Consider the following 16,676-nt stretch of genomic DNA (forward strand, 5'->3'; position numbering starts at 1 on the left):
GTATGGCGCGTCGTCCATCGACTCGCACCGAAGGGTTGCCCATGAGACGCCCGACCGCACTCGATCCGCGCTCCCCGATCCGGCGGGTGGCGGTCGTGGTGATAGCTCTGGTCGCCGGGCTCGCGCTGGCGGCCGGTCCGGCGCCCGCCGCGGGCCTCGCCCCGACGCCGCTGAGCATCTCCGCCTCGAACGCCAACGGGACCGTGGCGAGCCTGGCTCCGGACTGCACGAGCGGACCGCTCACCGAGACCCGGCGCATCACCGGCAGTCAGGCGGTGCCCGCCGGACTGTTCTCCTCGCTGCCCAGCCAGCTGGCCTTCGACCTCCCGGTCAACCTGAGCGCCGCCCAGGCGGCGCTGCGGGGCAACGACGGGCGCGTCACACTGACCAACGCGCGCGGCACCCTGACCCTGGCCCTGAGCGCCGGAAGCTGCGCCGCGCCGACCCTCGCCCACGCCGGGCCCGCGATCTCCGGGGCCGGCACCTGGACGGTCGTCGCCGACTCCACGCCGGGCAACTCCTACCGGCAGACCACCGGGTCGGGCACCTTCAACCTCAATATGGACCTCTCCGTCGGCACCGGCCGGCCGTGGGCGCTGAACCTTCTCGGCTCCGCGGATCCCCTCCAGCCCACGATCGCCCTGACCCACCGCGCCTTCTGGGGAGGCCCGTTCGCCTACCTCTCCCGGACCCTGAGCGTGGAGTACCGGATCAGGAACACCGGACCCGGAGACGCCTTCGGCGTGGTCCTGAACGACGCGGCCACGAGCTCCCCGGGGGTCACCCGGATCGGCCCGGTGCCGCAGGCGGTCGGCTCGGTGCCCGCCGGTTCCGAGCGGAGCGTCGTGGTCCGCTACCGGGTGTGCGGCATCGCCTCGATCGGCTGTCGCTTCACCGCCGACGTCCAGCTGACCGTGGCGGACGCCCTCGACGCCGGTGGCCCCGCGTCCTTCCAGCGGACCGTACAGGTGCCGATCTCCCCGGTGCCCTAGCCCGTGCTCAGCCGAGGCCACGCGCGAACCGGCGCGTGGCCGCCGGCACGAAGAGCGCCAGCAGGACCAGCGACCACAGCAGCGCCCCGGCGACCGGGTGCGCGACCGGCCAGGCGGCGCCCGCGGCGGCCTCGCCGCCCGCGTTCCCGCAGAGCCGGCGCACGGCCGTCGCGACCGCGCTGATCGGGTTCCACTCGGCGGCCGTACGCAGCCACCCCGGCAGCCCGGCGGTCGGCAGGTACGCGCTGGAGAGCAGCGGCAGGATGAAGGTGGCGCTGCCGAGCTGACCCGCCGCTTCCTCGCTCTTGCTCAGCAGGCCGAGGTACGTCCCCACCCACGCGGTGGCGAACCGGAACAGCAGTAGGACGCCGAAGGCTCCGAGGGCCCCCGGGAGCCCGTTCTCCGCCCGCCAGCCCATGGCCAGCCCCACCAGGATCAGCGGCACCATCGAGACGCCGGTGGTCACCAGGTCCGCCGCCGTCTGCCCGAGCGGCACCGCGCTCCGGCTCATCGGCAGGGTCCGGAACCGGTCCATCACCCCGCGGTGCGCGTCCTGCGCGGCCGTGAACATGCCGGTCATCAGGCCGTTCGCGGCGGTGGCGGCGAGCAGCCCGGGGACCAGGAACTGCCGGTACTCGGAGCCCGGCATGGCGAGCGCGCTGCCGAAGACGTAGCCGAAGAACAGCAGCATGGTGATGGGCATGGTCTGGGTGAGGATGAGCAGGGCCGGAGCGTGCCGGGCCTTCTGCAGCTGGCGGGTGAGGACGGCGCCGCCGTCGGACAGCAGGGTGCTCATGCGACGTTCTCCTTGGTGGCAGTGGCAGTGGCAGTGGCAGTGGCAGTGGCCGGGGCCGGGGCCGGGTTCTTCGGGGCCGGGGGAGCTCCGACGAGGCGCAGGAAGACCTCGTCGAGGGTCGGCGGGCGCAGACTCGCGTCGGTGACGGCTATGCCGGCCGCGTCGAGGGCCCGGACGATCCGGGGCAGGGTGAGCCCGGGGTCGAGGGCGGTCACGCCGACGGTGAGGCGCTCCGGATCCAGGGTGGGCAGAGCCCCGGTCAGCTGGTCGAGCACGGCGGCCGCGCCCGCGAGGGCCCCGGCCCCGTCGACGGAGACCTCGGCGTAGGCGCCGATCCGGGCCTTGAGCTCGGCGGGTGTGCCGGTGGCGGCGGCCCGGCCGTGGTCCACGAGCACGATGTCGTCGGCCAGCCGGTCGGCCTCTTCCAGGTACTGGGTGGTGAGCAGCACGGTGGTGCCCTCGCGCGCGAGGTCTCGTACGGCCGTCCAGATCTGCTCGCGGGCCGCCGGGTCGAGACCGGTGGTGGGCTCGTCGAGGAACAGGACGCGGGGCCGGGTGACCAGCCCGGCGGCCAGGTCGAGGCGCCTGCGCATCCCGCCGGACCAGGTGCTCGCCACCCGGTCGGCGGCCTCGGTGAGGCCGAAGTCCTCCAGCAGCTCGTCGGCGCGGGCCCGGACGGCCCGGCCGCGCAGTCCGGCGAGGCGGGCGAAGAGCCGGAGGTTCTCGGCGCCGGTCAGGTCCCCGTCGACCGAGGCGTACTGGCCGGTGGCCCCGATGGCCCGGCGGACGGCGGCGGGGGCCCCGGTGACGTCGTGTCCGGCGACGAGGGCGCGCCCGGCGGTGGGTGCGGTGAGCGTGGTGAGGATCCGGACGGCGGTGGTCTTTCCCGCGCCGTTGGGGCCGAGGAGGCCGCAGACGGTGCCCTCCGGAACGGCGAGATCCAGACCGCTCAGGGCGCGGACCTCGCCGTAGTTCTTCTCCAGGCCCTCACTAAGTACAGCGTACGTAGTCGTCATGTGGTGCACCATACATGACTACGTACGCCGTACGTAACTACGATGGTGGAGATGGACGAGGTGATGAGCGATGACATCCAGCGGCCGCTCCGCTGAACCCGAAGTGATCTGGGCCCGCCCGCCGCGGGCCGGCCGCGGCCCCCGGCCGGCCCACAGCCGCGACTCGATCGCCGCCGAGGCGGTGCGGATCGCCGACGAGGAGGGGATCGACGCCGTCTCGATGCGGCGCGTGGCGGCCGGGATCGGCGCCGGGACCATGTCCCTCTACAACTACGTGCCGCGCAAGGAGGACCTGTACGAGCTGATGGTCGACGCGGTCAGCGGGGAGTACGACCTCGCGCCGCCGACCGGCGACTGGCGGGCCGACCAGCTCGCGCTGGCCCGCCAGACCCGCGCCCTCATGCACCGGCACCCCTGGCTGCCCCGGCTGCTGAGCCCGGTCTACGGATTCGGCCCGAACGCCCTGATGTACCTGGAGCACAGCCTGGCCTGCCTGGCGTCGCTGGACGCTCCGGGCGGGGAGAAGCTGGAGCTGATCGCCGCGATCAACGGCACGGTCGCCACCTTCGTGGCGGGCGAACTGGCCCTGGCCGAGCGGGCCCGTCAACTCCCCTGGAGCGAGGCCGAGGAACAGGCCGTACGGGGGGCCTGGCTCGGCTCCCGGCTGATGACGGGGGAGTACCCGCTCCTGGCCGGCGTCCTCGCGACCGCACCGGGCATCCCGGGCGAACTGCCCGATCCGGCGGCGGTGTTCGACCGCTCGGTGTCACGCCTGCTGGGAGCCTGGGGCACCTGACCGGTTTTCGGCCGTCCGGCGTTTGAGGACCGGGGTCTGGGGCGGAGTCCCAGGGGGGGGTCCGGGCGCAGCCCCGGGGAACGGAGGAAGGGCGGGTAGGGCCCCCGCCCCGCAGGGCCCCCGCCCCGCAGGGCCCCCCGCCCCGAGGCCCCCGCGCCTCAGAGCAGCGCGAACTGCCCGCCCGGCCCCTCCTCCTGGTGGTCCAGGACCGAGGCCGGCCGCCGGGCCCAGTCCGGCGGCGGCAGCACCCCGCCCGCCCGCAGCTCGTCGGCGGTCAGCGCCGGTCCCACCTCGAACGCCGCCCGCTCCGGCTCCAGTTCGGCCAGCAGCGCCAGGGTCGTCACCAGGGCCAGCAGCTCCGAGGTCCAGCCCTGCGGCCACTCGGCCGGACCCACCGCGTCCAGCCCCTCGGCCTCCGGGTCCCGGTGCGCGAGCCGGGCGGCGAACCAGGACTCCAGCACGCGGACGCCCTGGACCTCGTACTCCCAGGCCCCGGCCGGTACGGGCGACACGCTGCCGCCGCCCGAGCCGCCCCCGACCGTCAGGGTCTCGCTCTCCGGGTCGTACGCGAGCTCGCGCGGCCACGCCGGCAGCGCCGAGCGGACGTACGGCCGGCGCCCGCCGGGCAGCCGGGGCGCCTCGCCGCCGCGGGCCCCGCGCAGCCGGACGGAGAGCAGCCGGTGGCCCAGCTCCAGCCCGGCCCGCCAGCGCGTGGCGTCCGCGGTGAGGGGGACCTCGTACCCCCGGGGGCCGGGGCGGCCGGCGGCGAGGATCCAGCAGAGCACGTCCTCGGGAGTGACCCAGGTGCCGTACCGCTCGCCGAGGAGGTGCTGGAGCCCCGGGGCGAGATTGGGCTCGGCGCCGCCCGGGCGGCGGTGCAGCGGGCGGATCCGGCCGAGCCGGCCGGCCGGGAGGTGCGCGGTGACCAGCAGCGCCGCCGACTGCGCCGGCTCCACGGCGAACAGCTGGTGCTCGTCCAGCACCCGCCACAGCTCCGGGCGGGCCAGGTCGATGAGCCGCTGGTCGGGCAGCAGCCACTGCTCGTCGAAGGGCTCGCGCAGGATCCGTACGGGGTCGGGGCGGGGCCCGGGCGTGTCCGCGAAGCGGGCCGTGGAACCGGCGCGCTGACCCGGCAGCGCAGCCGCCCCGGCGCCCGTGCTCCGCGCCCGGGTCGGGCGGAACAGCCGCTCCCGCTCGGCGCCCTCGGCGGCGGCCAGGGCGGCCCACCGGGCCCGCAGGGTCGCCGGATCGGGGGCCGCGACCCAGGCCCGGCCCAGGCGCAGGGAGCCCACGGCCCAGGGCATCAGATCGTCCAGCAGCGGGTCCCGCGGGGATGCGTCAGCGCTCACCCGGCCGATGGTAGCGACGCCACCCGGTGACCGGGCCGCGTCCAGGCCGGAGAGTTAGGCTCGCTATGTAGGGATCTGCACGCAGGACCCGGGAGGCGGACATGAGCCAGTACGACGAGTACTCGACCCCGTCGCAGGCCGAGGGGGAGCGGCTCGACGAGGACCTGGACGAGAAGCAGAGGAAGCTCCGCCACGCCCAGACGCAGCGGACCACGCCGTCCCAGGCCGAGGGTGAGCGCGGAACGGAGGACGACCAGAAGTAGGCGGTCAGTGCGCGTCGGCGAGCAGTGCCCGTCGGCGGTCAGTGCGCGTCGACGGTCACGGTGAAGGAGAACCGGTCCCCGCGGTACCGGATCCGCGCCACGTCGACCACCCGGCCGGAGCCGTCGTAGGTGACGCCCGTGTAGTGCAGGATCGGGCTCAGCAGCGGCACGTGGAGCAGCTCGGCCGTGAGCGGGTCGGCGAGCCGCGCCTCCACGGTGTCGGTGATCCGGCTGATGTCCACCTTCGCGATGTCCCGCAGCACCTTCGTCATCGGCCACCGCTCCAGATCCGCCAGGTCGATGGCGTCGGCGAGCTCCGGACGCACCGCGTTCTCCGCCCAGTTGGTCGGCTCGCCGCTCTCACTGTCGTGCCGGAGCCTGCGGTACGTGACCACCTCGGCGGTGTCCGGGAAGTGCTCCAGCAGCTCCCCGGACACGGCCGTCCGCTCGTGCCCGAGGATCGTCGTGCGGTCGCCCGACTGCTGCGCCACGATCGCGTCGACCGAGCCGAGCAGCCGGACCGGGGCCCCGCGCAGCGCCCCCGGCTCGATGAAGGTCCCGCGCCGCCGGTGGCGGCTGATGAGCCCCTCGGTCTCCAGTTCCTTGAGCGCCTGCCGCATGGTCAGCACGCTCACCCCGTAGTGCTCGGCGAGCTGCTCCTCGGTGGGCAGGCGCAGCGAGGCGTCCGCGGTGCGCCCGAGTATCGAGGCGCGCAGCGACTGGGAGACCTGGTACCAGAGCGGCAGCTTCCGGTTCAGTACCAGCGAGTCGGGGGCGAAGGCGGTCACGGGTGGTTCTCCGTAGGACGGTGTGGGCGCGGCGGTGGCGGCGCCGCGCGGCATGCTCGTGATGTTAGGCGCGGAAGTGGCGCTCGAGCCCCTGCCAGACGTCGTCGTATCCGCCCTGGAGGTGGTCCGCGCCGGCGGCCTGGGCGGTGGCGGTGATCGGCCAGCGGGTCTCGAACATGAAGGCCAGGCCGTCGTCGATCTTCTGCGGCTTCAGCTCGGCGGCGCTCGCCCGGTCGAAGGTCTCCCGGTCGGGGCCGTGCGCGGACATCATGTTGTGCAGGGAGCCGCCGCCGGGCACGAAGCCTTCCGCCTTGGCGTCGTAGGCGCCGTCGATGAGCCCCATGTACTCGCTCATCACGTTGCGGTGGAAGTACGGCGGGCGGAAGGTGTCCTCGCCGACCAGCCAGCGCGGCGCGAAGACCACGAAGTCCACGCCCGCCAGGCCCGCCGTGTCGGAGGGCGAGGTCAGGACCGTGAAGATGGACGGGTCGGGGTGGTCGTAGCTGATGGAACCGAGGACATTGAAGCTGCGCAGGTCGTAGACGTACGGGACGTGCGTGCCGTGCCAGGCGACCACGTCGAGCGGGGAGTGGTCGTAGGTCGCGGTCCAGAGGTTGCCGCAGAACTTGTTGACCACCTCGGTCGGCCGATCGGCGTCCTCGTACGAGGCGACCGGCGCGCGGAAATCGCGGGCGGCGGCGAGCCCGTTGGCGCCGATGGGGCCCAGGTCGGGGAGCTCGAAGGGGCGGCCGTAGTTCTCGCAGACGTACCCGCGGGCGGTCTCGTCCTGGAGCTCCACGCGGAAGCGGACCCCGCGCGGGATCAGCGCCATCTCGCCCGGCCGGGCGCTCAGCAGGCCGAACTCGGTGCGCAGGAGCAGCCCGCCGCGCTCGGGGACGATCAGCAGCTCGCCGTCGGAGTCGCTGAACACCCGGTCGGTCATGGAGGCGTTCGCGGAGTACAGGTGGATGGCCATGCCGGACCGCTGGGTGGCGTCGCCGTTGCCGCCGAGGGTCCACAGGCCCGCCAGGAAATCCGTACCGGGGGCCGGGTCGGGCAGCGGGTTCCAGCGGAGCCGGTTCGGGTCGGCCGGGGCCTCCGTGAAGGGCGCGCTGCGCAGGGCGCCGTTGTCGGTCCGGGTGAAGGGCGGGTGCGCGGCCGAGGGGCGGATCCGGTAGAGCCAGGAGCGGCGGTTGTGGGAACGCGGCTCGGTGAACGCGCTGCCGCTGAGCTGCTCCGCGTAGAGGCCGAGGGGGGAGCGCTGGGGCGAGTTCCGCCCGATCGGCAGCGCGCCGGGCACGGCCTCCGAGCTGTGCTCGTTGCCGAAGCCGGTGAGGTACTCCAGCCCCTCCGCCGTCTTCCTGGCCTGCTCGCTGCCGCCGCTCATTGCACGCTCCCGGTCTGCCGAAGGAATCCTATGCCTGACAGTAGGATTCCTGGGCTCGTGCGTCAACGGGAGATTCCGATCAGTCGGCCGATGGTCGGGCGGTAGCCGGGTCCCGGCCCCGCCACGGCCGGGCGCGGAGCGGGTCCCGGGTCACGACTCGGCTCGTCGGGGCCCTATTCCTGCGCGAGGGGATCCCAAAAGGTGAACATTCCTCTACTCTCACGCGCATGTCGTGGACCCGCAGGTTTCCTGCCGTGCCGGCGGCGCTCCTCGCCGCCCTCCTAGCGCTTCTGTCCCTCCTCGTCGCCGCGCCCGCCGCGAACGCGCACGAGGAGCGCCCCGTCGAGCTCCCCGACGGCACCGGCTCCGTCCCCGCCTACCGCACGGGCGAGCCCGACCTGATCGTCTGCAAGACCGACCGGCCCGCCTTCGAACGCCGGATATCCGCCTTCCCCGACGCCCTCGAGCAGCGCAACCTCGTGCTCTACGAACGCTGCGAGAAGAACGGCTTCCGCGACCTCCAGGCGGCGGTCGACGCCGTGGACCGCCCGGGCATGAACATCGCGATCCTCCCCGGCCTCTACGAGGAGGAGCCCTCGCTCGCCGAGCCCACCGCGGAGTGCGCCTCGCTCAAGGCGCCCAACTCCTCGCTCGGCTACCAGATCCTGACGTACGAGCAGCAGGCGGCCTGCCGCCACAACCAGAACCTCGTCGCCATCCTCGGCAAGACCGGCCTCCAGATCGAAGGCACGGGGGCCTCCCGCCAGGACGTGGTCATCGACGCCAAGTACCACAAGCTGAACGCGATCCGCGCGGACAAGTCCAACGGCATCTACTTCCGCAACTTCACCGCCCAGCGCACCACCTTCAACTCGCTGTACGTCCTCGCGGGCGACGGCTTCGTCATCGACGACGTGCTGACCCGCTGGAACGACGAGTACGGCTTCCTGACCTTCGCCAGCGACCACGGCCTGTACAAGAACTGCGAGTCCTACGGCAACGGCGACTCCGGCATCTACCCCGGCAGCGCCTCGAACATCAACGACGGCCGCGGCTACGACGTCCCCCGCTACTCCATCGAGATCACCGGCTGCCGCAGCCACCACAACATGGTCGGCTACTCCGGCACCGCGGGCGACTCGGTGTACGTGCACGACAACGAGTTCGACCAGAACATGGGCGGCGCCTCGATGGACAGCGCCTTCCCCGGCCACCCCGGACTCCCGCAGAACCACGCCCGCTTCGAACGCAACCTGATCCACGACAACAACGCCGACTACTACCACTACGTCGCGGACGGCACCTGCGCCAAACCGCCCGTCGAGCGCGGCTACGAGCAGGGGGTGGTCTGCCCGCAGATCTCCATGCCCCCCGGCACCGGCATCATCACCGCCGGCGGCAACTGGAACCTCTACGAGAACAACTGGGTGTACGGGCACCAGCGCGCGGGCTTCTTCCTCTCGGCCGTGCCCGCCTTCATCCGCGGCGAGGAGGAGCTGTCCAAGCAGGCCGACACCTCCCACCACAACCGCTACGCCGGCAACATCCTGGGCAAGGACAAGTCCGGAGCCTCCCGCCCCAACGGCATGGACGTGTGGTGGGACGGCCAGGGCCGGGGCAACTGCTGGCAGCAGGGCCCGGACGGCTCCACCCCGGGCACGCTCCCGCAGTGCGGTGAGCGCCGCGGCGCGGTCTCCGGCGGCTCGGCCCGGCTCGCCGGCGAACCGGTGAAGCTGGCCCAGCTCCTGGTCTGCGCCGACTACAGCGTCCAGGCGCGCAAGCTTCCGGCCGGCTGCGACTGGTACGGATCCCGGGGCCTCCAGCGGGTGGAGACCCAGCTCGCCCTCGCCGTCGCGGCGGTCCTCCTCCTCGTCGGCGGCCTCCTGTGGTGGCGCCGCCTGCGCCACTCACGCCCGGCCGGGGTGGCCGTGCTGCTCGGCCTCGCGGGCCTGGTCCTGGACGTGGCCGGCTCCACGATGGGCCTGGTCGGCACCTTCGTCCCGGCGCTGGCCCTGCTCTGCCTCGGCCTGTGGTGGACCGGCACCGGCCTCGCCCTGCGCCCCACCCGGCCATGGCTGGCCCGTCTGACCCTGCTGCTGGGTGCGCTCACCCTCCTCGACGCCTTCGACAAGGCCGTCCTGATGGTTCCGTGGATCCCGCTCAGTCCCGCCTGGATACGGTCGCTCGTCGCGGTGGTCTGGATCCTCTGGGCCGTCATCGCCGCAGCCCGCCCCGGCGCCGCCCCGGCCCGCCCGGCAGGCCCCGGCGGAGACCCGGCCGGCGACCGGGTCCCCGTCCCCGCAGGCCCCGCCCCGACCCGCAGCGCCGAAGCCGAAGCCGAGGCCGAAGCCGAGGCCGCGGGCGGCGCCGCTGCCGGGGGAGACCAGCCGTGACGGGCCACCCGGGCCACCCGGGCCACCCGGGCCACCCGGGCCACCCGGGCCACCCGGGCCACCCGGGCCACGCGGACCACCCGGGCGGCCGCCCCGAACGGCGGACCCGGTGCGACGTCTGCGGTACGCCGCCAGGCCGGTCCCGCCCGTCCCGCCGGACGGGCCGCGCGGCGACGCTGCTCGCCCTGGCCCTGCTCCTGGCCGGCGGCGCGGCGACGGGCTGCGGGGGACGGGCCACCACCCACCACAAGCCCGGCACCACCCACGAGCAGGCCTCCGGCAAGGTCGGCACCCTGCTCACCGCCGACGACGGCGCCGGGCACCGGCTCCGCGAGGTCCCGGCCGAGGGCGCGCCGGAGGTCCGGCTCGCCGCCCGGCCGGACTCCGAGGACGGCTGGAACCTCCAGCTGACGGTGGCGAACTTCCACTTCACCCCCGACAGCACCGGCGGCGCCGCCCTCCCGGGTGCCGGCCACGCGCACCTGGAGCTGGACGGCCGCAAACTGGCGCGCCTGTACGGCCCTTGGTTCCACCTGCCCGCCGCGCAGGTACCGGCGGGCGGCCCGCACACCCTGACCGTCCGCCTCTACGCGGACGACCACACGGCCTGGGCGGTGGCGGGCAAGCCGGTCCAGGCGACCCTCGAACTCGCCGCCGGATCCGGCCAGTCCACCCACCCGCACTCCCCGGCCGCACCGTCCCCCACAGCCCCGGAGGCTGCGCAGGAAGCAGACCGAACGGTGACCATCACCGTGCGGGACGGCAAGGTCAGCCCGGCCCCGGGCCGGGTGGAGCTGACGCGCGGCGAACGCGTGGCCCTACGGGTCACCAGCGACCGCGCCGACACCCTGCACGTCCACGGCTTCGACAAGGAACTCGCCCTGCCGGCAGGCCAGGAGGCCACCCTGATCCTGACGGCCGACCGCACGGGCCTCTTCGAGGTCGAGACCCACGAGTCCGACCTCGTCCTGACCCAGCTCCTCGTCCGATGACGCTCGCGCACGGCATCGGCTCGCAGCACGATCTGCCGATCTCTCCCTTCTACGCCTTCGCCGGCGCCTTCACCGCACTCTTCGTCTCCTTCCTCGCGCTGGGCCTCCTCTGGTCGGCCTCCCGCTTCCGCGGCGACCGCTCGGGCGTGGCCCTGCCCGCGGGGGTCCAGCGGGTGGCCGACGCGCCGACCACCCGCACCGCCCTGCGCGGGCTCGGCCTCGCGGCCTCGCTCGCCGTCCTCCTGTACCTCCTCCTCGGCCCCGACGACCCCGCCCGCAACCCCGCTCCCGGCGCCGTCTACGTCCTGCTCTGGGTCGGCCTCGTCCCCGCCTCCCTCCTCTTCGGCCCCGTCTGGCGCCTCCTCAACCCCCTCCGCACCCTGCACCGCCTGCTCGCCCGGCTGCCGGGGAAGCCCCGATCGCACCGCCCGCTCCCCGCCCGGCCGGGGCAATGGCCGGCCGCAGCCGGGCTCTTCGCCTTCACCTGGCTCGAACTCGTCTCTCCCGATCCCGCCTCCACCACCACCCTCCTGATCGCCCTGACCGGCTACGCCGCCGTCCACCTCGTGTTCGCCGCCCGCTACGGCGAGCACTGGTTCGCCGACGGAGACGCCTTCGAGGCGTACTCCGCCCTCCTGGCCCGGCTCTCCCCCCTCGGCCGTCGCGGCGACGGCCGCCTGGTCCTCCGTAACCCCTTCCACGGACTCGACGCGACACCCGAGCGGCCCGGACTCGTCGCCACCGTCTGCGTCCTGCTCGGATCCACCGCCTACGACGGCTTCTCCGACAACCCCTCGTGGATCAACGCGATCCAGACCTCCCCCCTCGGCCGCACCCCGGCCGCCACCCTCGGACTCGTCGGCGCCATCGCCCTCGTCGCCGCCCTCTACTGCCTCTGCGCGGCGGTCACCCGCCTCGTCTGCGGCCCGCACCCCGGACCGCTGACCGCCTTCGCGCACTCACTCGTACCGATCGCCCTCGGCTATCTCGTCGCCCACTACTTCTCCCTCCTGGTAACCGAAGGACCACGCACAGTCATCATGGCAGTGGGCACTGACAACGCCCCGGAACCCTTGTCCCCCTTGGGTCCAGGCGGCCTCGCCGCCCTCCAGGTGATCGCCGTCGTGACCGGCCACGTCCTCGGGGTGATCGCCGCGCACGACCGCTCCGTACGCCTCTTCCCGCCCGCGAAAGCCGTCGCCGGGCAACTCCCGCTGCTCGCGCTGATGATCACGTACACCGTGGGCGGCCTCAGCCTGCTGCTGAACTGAGGCGGCCGAACCGGTACCGCCGCAGAACCGTGAACCCAGGAGCGGCATGATGGACCCCGTGCCCCCAGCCCACCCCCTGCGCCGGACGCCGATCCAGCAGCGCAGCGCCGACCGCCTCGCCCGGATCCTCGACGCCTGCGCGGAGCTCCTTGACGAGACCGGGTACGAGAACCTCAGCACCCGGGCCGTGGCCCTGCGGGCCGGTGTGCCGATCGGTTCGGTCTACCGGTTCTTCGGCAACAAGCGGGCCATGGCCATCGCCCTGGCCCACCGCAACCTGGACCGTTACGCCGACGGCATCGAGCAGCGCCTCGCGGACCTCCCGGACACCGACTGGCGCCCGGTCGTCGACGCGGTGCTGGACGAGTACCTGGTCATGAAGCGGAGCGTGCCCGGCTTCGCCCTCGTCGACTTCGGGGTGCCGGCGCCGCCCCCCGAGGGGCCGGCCTCCGACCCCAACCACCTGGTCGCCGTCCGCCTCACCGAACTCCTCGGCGCCCACCTCGCCCTCACCCCGGACGCCACCCTGGAACGGGCCGTCCTGGTCGCGGTCGAGGCCACCGACGCCCTGATCCAGCTGGCCTTCCGCAACGACCCGGACGGCGACGCCGCCATCGTCGCCGAAACGCGCGCGATGATGCACGCGTACCTCGCGCGCGTCCTGGACTGACGGCCCGGACGGGGGATCACCCCAGGTCGAGCGGCTGTACGGTCCCTTCGAGGCGGCCGGCCACCACCAGGTTGCCGTCCGGCGTGCGCCGCGCGAGGAGGCCGGTGCGCAGGTACCCGTCGGGGGTGAAGGAGCGCGCGTTGAGGCCGGGGGCCCGGTAGTAGCCGCGGGCGGTGTAGGGACCGCGGGCCAGGAGTTCGCCCGGCTCCCCGTCCGGGAGTTCCTTGCCGTCGGCGTCCACGACACGGATCTGATCGTCGGGGGAGAGCGGACGGCCCTGCGTGGTGAGCACGGTCTCGTCCGGATCGTCGGGCCGGGTGAGGGCGAGCATCCCTTCGGGCGCGGCGAAGACCTGCTGGAGGCGGCAGTCCCACTCGACGGACACCCGTTCGGCGGTCGCGCGCTCCAGGGGCGGGGTGTTGCCGCCGATCTGCACGAGGCGCAGGCTGCTCACGTCGGCTCCGGCCCAGGCTCCGGCTCCTGCTCCCGCTCCGGCCCCGGCACGCGCGTCGAGCCAGTGCCGGGCCGCGGCCGGCGTCAGGGCGGCGACGGTGACCCGCTCGCGCTCGACGGCCTCCAGGTACGCGGCGGGTTCCTGGTCCTCCACCAGGACGACGGTGCCGCCGACGGTCAGCGTGCCGATGATGCCGGGGCCGCCGAAGGCGAGGTTGAGGTCGGAGGGCAGCGCGGCGAGGTACACGTCGTCCTGGGTGAGCGACACCAGCTCGGCCGCGGCCCGCGCCTGGTAGGCGTAGTCGTTGTGGGTGCGCGGAACCAGCTCGGGCGCCCCGCCGGGACCCTCGGAGAGCAGGAAGAACGCCACCTGGCCGGCGGTCAGTGCGAGCGCCGGTTCGGGCGGCGAGTCGAGGGAGTCCAGCGGGAAGTAGTGGCAGCCCGCCGTGTCGGTCGTGAAGCCGCCGTACGGGTCCGAGGTGCCCGGCGGCTCGAAGGTGAACACCCGGCGCAGGAAGGGGCCTTGCGCCGCGATCTCGGCGGCCATCGCCGTGTGGTCGAAGCCCCGGTACGTCGAGGGGCCGACGTAGCCGGTGGCCTCGGAGACCTGGACCACGTGGGACACCTCGGGCGCGCGGTGCGAGACCGGGCAGAGCACGGGGACCGCGCCGGCGCGCATCAGGGCGAACACGGTGACGACGAGCTCGGGAAGGGCGGGCAGCTGGACGAGGACCCGCTGCCCGGACCGCAGGCCGCGCAGCCGGAACCCGGCGGCCATCCGGCCCACGCGGCGGTTCAGGGCCGCGTACGTGATGCGGGTGTCGCCGTGGACGAGCGCGGTCCGCGGTCCGTACTGCAGGGCCCAGCCGCGCAGCAGGTTGTCCAGCGTGTTGCCCCGCCAGTGGCCGGACGCCCAGTAGTAGTCGACGAATTCCTCGGGCCAGGGCGTACAGCCGTCGAGCGTGGATGTCATCCGGCAATCCAAACCGTCCCCACGCGGGAGGGGCAATGCGCTTTCCCGACCAAGGGCGCCGAATTGCGTCAGCAGAAGGACCAAAGGGCGCAGCTGACCAGGGGGGAGAACGGTCGGGGCGCGGGGCGGCGGCAGCCCCCGCACCCCCTCCCCGGATTCGGTGTGCCGCAGACCCTCCCCACCGTGCCTACCGGTCGGTATGCTCGGTGCCGCTCGCGCGGGTCCGGCGCCCGTGCCCCGTGCCGCAGCCTGCTGCCCCTGGAGGGCCCATGCCCCGCACCGCCCTGCGCATCTGCCCCCTCTGCGAGGCCACTTGCGGCCTCACGCTCACCATCGAAGGCACCACCGTCACCGGGGCCCGAGGGGACCGTGACGACGTGTTCAGCCGCGGTTTCATCTGTCCCAAGGGCGCCGCCTTCGGTGGCCTCGACGCCGACCCCGACCGGCTGCGCACCCCCCTCGTGCGACGCGACGGCCGGCTCAGCGAGGCCACCTGGGAGGAGGCCTTCCAGGCCATCGCCGACGCGGTCCCCGCCCTCGTGCGGGCGTACGGGCCCCAGTCCGTCGGCGTCGTCCTCGGCAACCCGAACGTCCACACCATGGCCGGCCAGCTCTACCCGCCGCTGCTCCTCAAGGCCCTTGGCACCCGCAACCTCTTCACCGCCAGCACCCTCGACCAGATGCCCAAACACGTCTCCAGCGGCCTGCTCTTCGGGGATCCCTTCGCCATTCCCGTCCCGGACCTCGACCGCACGGACTTCCTCCTGCTCCTCGGCGCGAACCCGGTCGAGTCCAACGGCTCCCTGTGCACCGCACCCGACTTCCCCGGCCGGCTCAAGGCGCTGCGCGCACGGGGCGGCACCCTCGTCGTCGTCGACCCGCGCCGCACCCGTACCGCCAAGCTCGCCGACCGCCACCTCGCGCCGCGCCCCGGCAGCGACGCGCTGCTGCTCGCCGCCCTGGCCCACACCCTGCTCGCGGAGGAGCTGACCGATCCGGGCGTGCTCGCGGAACACGCGCAGGGCCTCGGGGAACTTTCCGAAGCGCTCGGTGGTTTCACTCCCGAGGCCGTTGCCCCCGCCTGCGACCTCACGGCCGAGGAGATCCGCGCGCTCGCCCGGGATCTCGCGGCCGCGCCGACCGCCGCCGTCTACGGGCGGATCGGCAGCTGCACCGTGGAGTACGGCACGCTCGCCAGCTGGCTGGTCGACGTGCTGAACGTCCTGACGGGCAATCTCGACCGGCCCGGCGGAGCCCTGTTCCCGCTGTCCGCGACCGACCGCGCACCCCGGCCGGCCGGACCCGGCAAGGGCTTCGGCCTCGGGCGCTGGCACAGCCGGGTCAGCGGCCACCCCGAGGCCAAGGCCGAACTCCCGCTGGCCGCGCTGGCGGAGGAGATCGACACCCCGGGGGAGGGGCGGATCCGGGCCCTCGTCTCCATCGCGGCCAACCCCGTGCTGTCCGCCCCCGACGGCCGGCGCCTCGACGCGGCCCTGGCCGGGCTCGACTTCATGGTCAGCATCGATCCCTACCTCAACGAGACCTCGCGCCACGCCCACGTAGTCCTGCCTCCCGCGCCGCCCTCGCAGAGCGCCCACTTCGACTTCTCCTTCAACACCTTCGCCATCCGCAACCAGGTCCGCTATTCGCCGCCCGCCGTCCCGCTCGAAGACGGGCGCATGGACGAGTGCGAGATCCACGCCCGTCTCGTGCTCGCCGTCTCCGGCATGCACGGAACCGACCCGGGAGCCGTGGACGACCTGGCCATCGGGGCCACCCTCGCCCGGGAGTGCGCCGACCCGGACTCTCCGCTGCGCGGACAGGATCCGGCGCGCCTCGCCGGGCTGCTCGCGGGCGGCAGCGGCCCCGAGCGCCGCCTCGACCTGATGCTCCGGCTCGGCCCCTACGGAGACCGGTTCGCCGCGGCCTCCGACGGCGACGGCGACGGCGACGGCCTCGGCGACGGCCTCGGACTGGAGCGGCTCCGCGCCCACCCGCACGGAATCGACCTGGGCCCGCTGCGCCCCCGGCTCCCCGGCCTGCTGAGGACGCGCAGCGGCAGGATCGAGCTCCTCCCGGACCCGATCGCGGCCGAACTCCCCAGGCTGCGCGGGACGCTCACCGACCGCCCCGCCGCCCTGGTGCTCGTGGGCCGCCGCCACCTGCGGTCCAACAACAGCTGGCTGCACAACGTTCCGGCCCTCGCCGGAGGCTCCAACCGCTGCACCCTGCAGGTCCACCCGGACGATGCCGCCCGGCTCGGCCTCACCGACGGCCACCCGGCCCGGATCACCGCCGACGGCGGCAGCCTGGAGGTTCCCGTGGAGGTCACCGACACCCTCCGCACCGGAGTCGTGAGCCTCCCGCACGGCTGGGGCCACGACCGCCCCGGCACCCGCCTGTCGGTGGCCGGGGCGGTGCCCGGAGTCAACGTCAACCAGCTCCTCGACGGCAGCCGACTCGACCCGCTCTCCGGTACGGCCGTGCTCAACGGTTTCCCCGTCGAACTGACACCCATCCCCTGAGCTGGGGTTTTG

The 16,676-nt window shown here is 74.0% G+C and carries 14 protein-coding genes; 8 read left to right on the forward strand and 6 right to left on the reverse strand.

The window, feature by feature from the left end:
- Positions 1 to 41: 41 nt before the first annotated feature.
- A complete protein-coding gene (locus ACFRU2_RS21015) occupies positions 42 to 992 on the forward strand; it encodes a hypothetical protein (RefSeq protein WP_382974160.1) in 951 nt (316 codons plus the stop codon).
- Between the two features lie 7 nt (positions 993 to 999).
- Here the strand turns inward: ACFRU2_RS21015 and ACFRU2_RS21020 are convergent, their stop codons facing one another.
- Together ACFRU2_RS21020 and ACFRU2_RS21025 are read right to left on the reverse strand one after the other, a co-directional pair.
- Positions 1,000 to 1,788, reverse strand: coding sequence for an ABC transporter permease (locus ACFRU2_RS21020; protein ID WP_382974162.1), 789 nt, complete (start codon positions 1,786 to 1,788; stop codon positions 1,000 to 1,002).
- Positions 1,785 to 2,804 (reverse strand): ATP-binding cassette domain-containing protein, encoded by a 1,020-nt coding sequence (locus tag ACFRU2_RS21025; RefSeq protein ID WP_382974164.1) that lies wholly within the window; start codon positions 2,802 to 2,804, stop codon positions 1,785 to 1,787. The genes ACFRU2_RS21020 and ACFRU2_RS21025 overlap by 4 nt, the downstream gene beginning before the upstream one ends.
- Before the next feature lie 70 nt (positions 2,805 to 2,874).
- On the opposite strand from ACFRU2_RS21025, the gene ACFRU2_RS21030 reads away from it, so the two are divergent.
- Complete coding sequence (locus tag ACFRU2_RS21030) at positions 2,875 to 3,600, forward strand: TetR/AcrR family transcriptional regulator (protein ID WP_382974166.1); 726 nt, start codon at positions 2,875 to 2,877, stop codon at positions 3,598 to 3,600.
- 158 nt (positions 3,601 to 3,758) lie between these two features.
- Here ACFRU2_RS21030 and ACFRU2_RS21035 read toward each other — a convergent pair whose 3' ends face one another.
- Positions 3,759 to 4,904: a type ISP restriction/modification enzyme gene (locus ACFRU2_RS21035; protein ID WP_382974626.1), complete on the reverse strand. Its 1,146-nt coding sequence runs from the start codon at positions 4,902 to 4,904 to the stop codon at positions 3,759 to 3,761.
- 146 nt (positions 4,905 to 5,050) lie between these two features.
- On the opposite strand from ACFRU2_RS21035, the gene ACFRU2_RS21040 reads away from it, so the two are divergent.
- Entirely contained in the window at positions 5,051 to 5,212 is a 162-nt protein-coding gene (locus ACFRU2_RS21040; RefSeq protein ID WP_382974168.1) for a hypothetical protein, read from the forward strand.
- Positions 5,213 to 5,250: 38 nt separating this feature from the next.
- On the opposite strand, the gene ACFRU2_RS21045 is transcribed toward ACFRU2_RS21040, so the two are convergent.
- Both ACFRU2_RS21045 and hmgA read right to left on the reverse strand, forming a co-directional pair.
- Positions 5,251 to 6,000, reverse strand: a complete 750-nt coding sequence (locus ACFRU2_RS21045) for a GntR family transcriptional regulator (RefSeq protein WP_382974628.1) — start codon at positions 5,998 to 6,000, stop codon at positions 5,251 to 5,253.
- A 64-nt stretch (positions 6,001 to 6,064) separates the two neighbouring features.
- Complete coding sequence (gene hmgA, locus ACFRU2_RS21050) at positions 6,065 to 7,387, reverse strand: homogentisate 1,2-dioxygenase (RefSeq protein WP_382974170.1); 1,323 nt, start codon at positions 7,385 to 7,387, stop codon at positions 6,065 to 6,067.
- A 227-nt stretch (positions 7,388 to 7,614) separates the two neighbouring features.
- Here hmgA and ACFRU2_RS21055 point away from each other — a divergent pair, with 227 nt between their 5' ends.
- From ACFRU2_RS21055 to ACFRU2_RS21070, 4 genes are all read left to right on the forward strand, one after another.
- Positions 7,615 to 9,780, forward strand: a complete 2,166-nt coding sequence (locus ACFRU2_RS21055) for a right-handed parallel beta-helix repeat-containing protein (protein WP_382974171.1) — start codon at positions 7,615 to 7,617, stop codon at positions 9,778 to 9,780.
- A 176-nt stretch (positions 9,781 to 9,956) separates the two neighbouring features.
- Positions 9,957 to 10,772 carry a hypothetical protein gene (locus ACFRU2_RS21060; protein ID WP_382974631.1) on the forward strand — a complete coding sequence of 272 codons (816 nt, stop codon included), beginning with the start codon at positions 9,957 to 9,959 and terminating at the stop codon, positions 10,770 to 10,772.
- Positions 10,769 to 12,043, forward strand: coding sequence for a hypothetical protein (locus ACFRU2_RS21065; RefSeq protein WP_382974174.1), 1,275 nt, complete (start codon positions 10,769 to 10,771; stop codon positions 12,041 to 12,043). The genes ACFRU2_RS21060 and ACFRU2_RS21065 overlap by 4 nt, the downstream gene beginning before the upstream one ends.
- Positions 12,044 to 12,092: 49 nt before the next feature.
- Complete coding sequence (locus ACFRU2_RS21070; protein WP_382974634.1) at positions 12,093 to 12,713, forward strand: TetR family transcriptional regulator; 621 nt, start codon at positions 12,093 to 12,095, stop codon at positions 12,711 to 12,713.
- 16 nt (positions 12,714 to 12,729) lie between these two features.
- Here the strand turns inward: ACFRU2_RS21070 and ACFRU2_RS21075 are convergent, their stop codons facing one another.
- Positions 12,730 to 14,139, reverse strand: a complete 1,410-nt coding sequence (locus ACFRU2_RS21075; protein WP_382974176.1) for an AMP-binding protein — start codon at positions 14,137 to 14,139, stop codon at positions 12,730 to 12,732.
- Positions 14,140 to 14,408: 269 nt separating this feature from the next.
- Between ACFRU2_RS21075 and ACFRU2_RS21080 the strand changes: the two genes are divergently transcribed.
- Positions 14,409 to 16,664: a molybdopterin oxidoreductase family protein gene (locus ACFRU2_RS21080; RefSeq protein WP_382974178.1), complete on the forward strand. Its 2,256-nt coding sequence runs from the start codon at positions 14,409 to 14,411 to the stop codon at positions 16,662 to 16,664.
- The last annotated feature ends 12 nt before the right edge of the window (positions 16,665 to 16,676 follow it).

The sequence above is a fragment of the Streptomyces sp. NPDC056883 genome, assembly GCF_042788835.1.
GTDB classification, from domain to species: Bacteria; Actinomycetota; Actinomycetes; order Streptomycetales; family Streptomycetaceae; genus Streptomyces; species Streptomyces stoeckheimensis.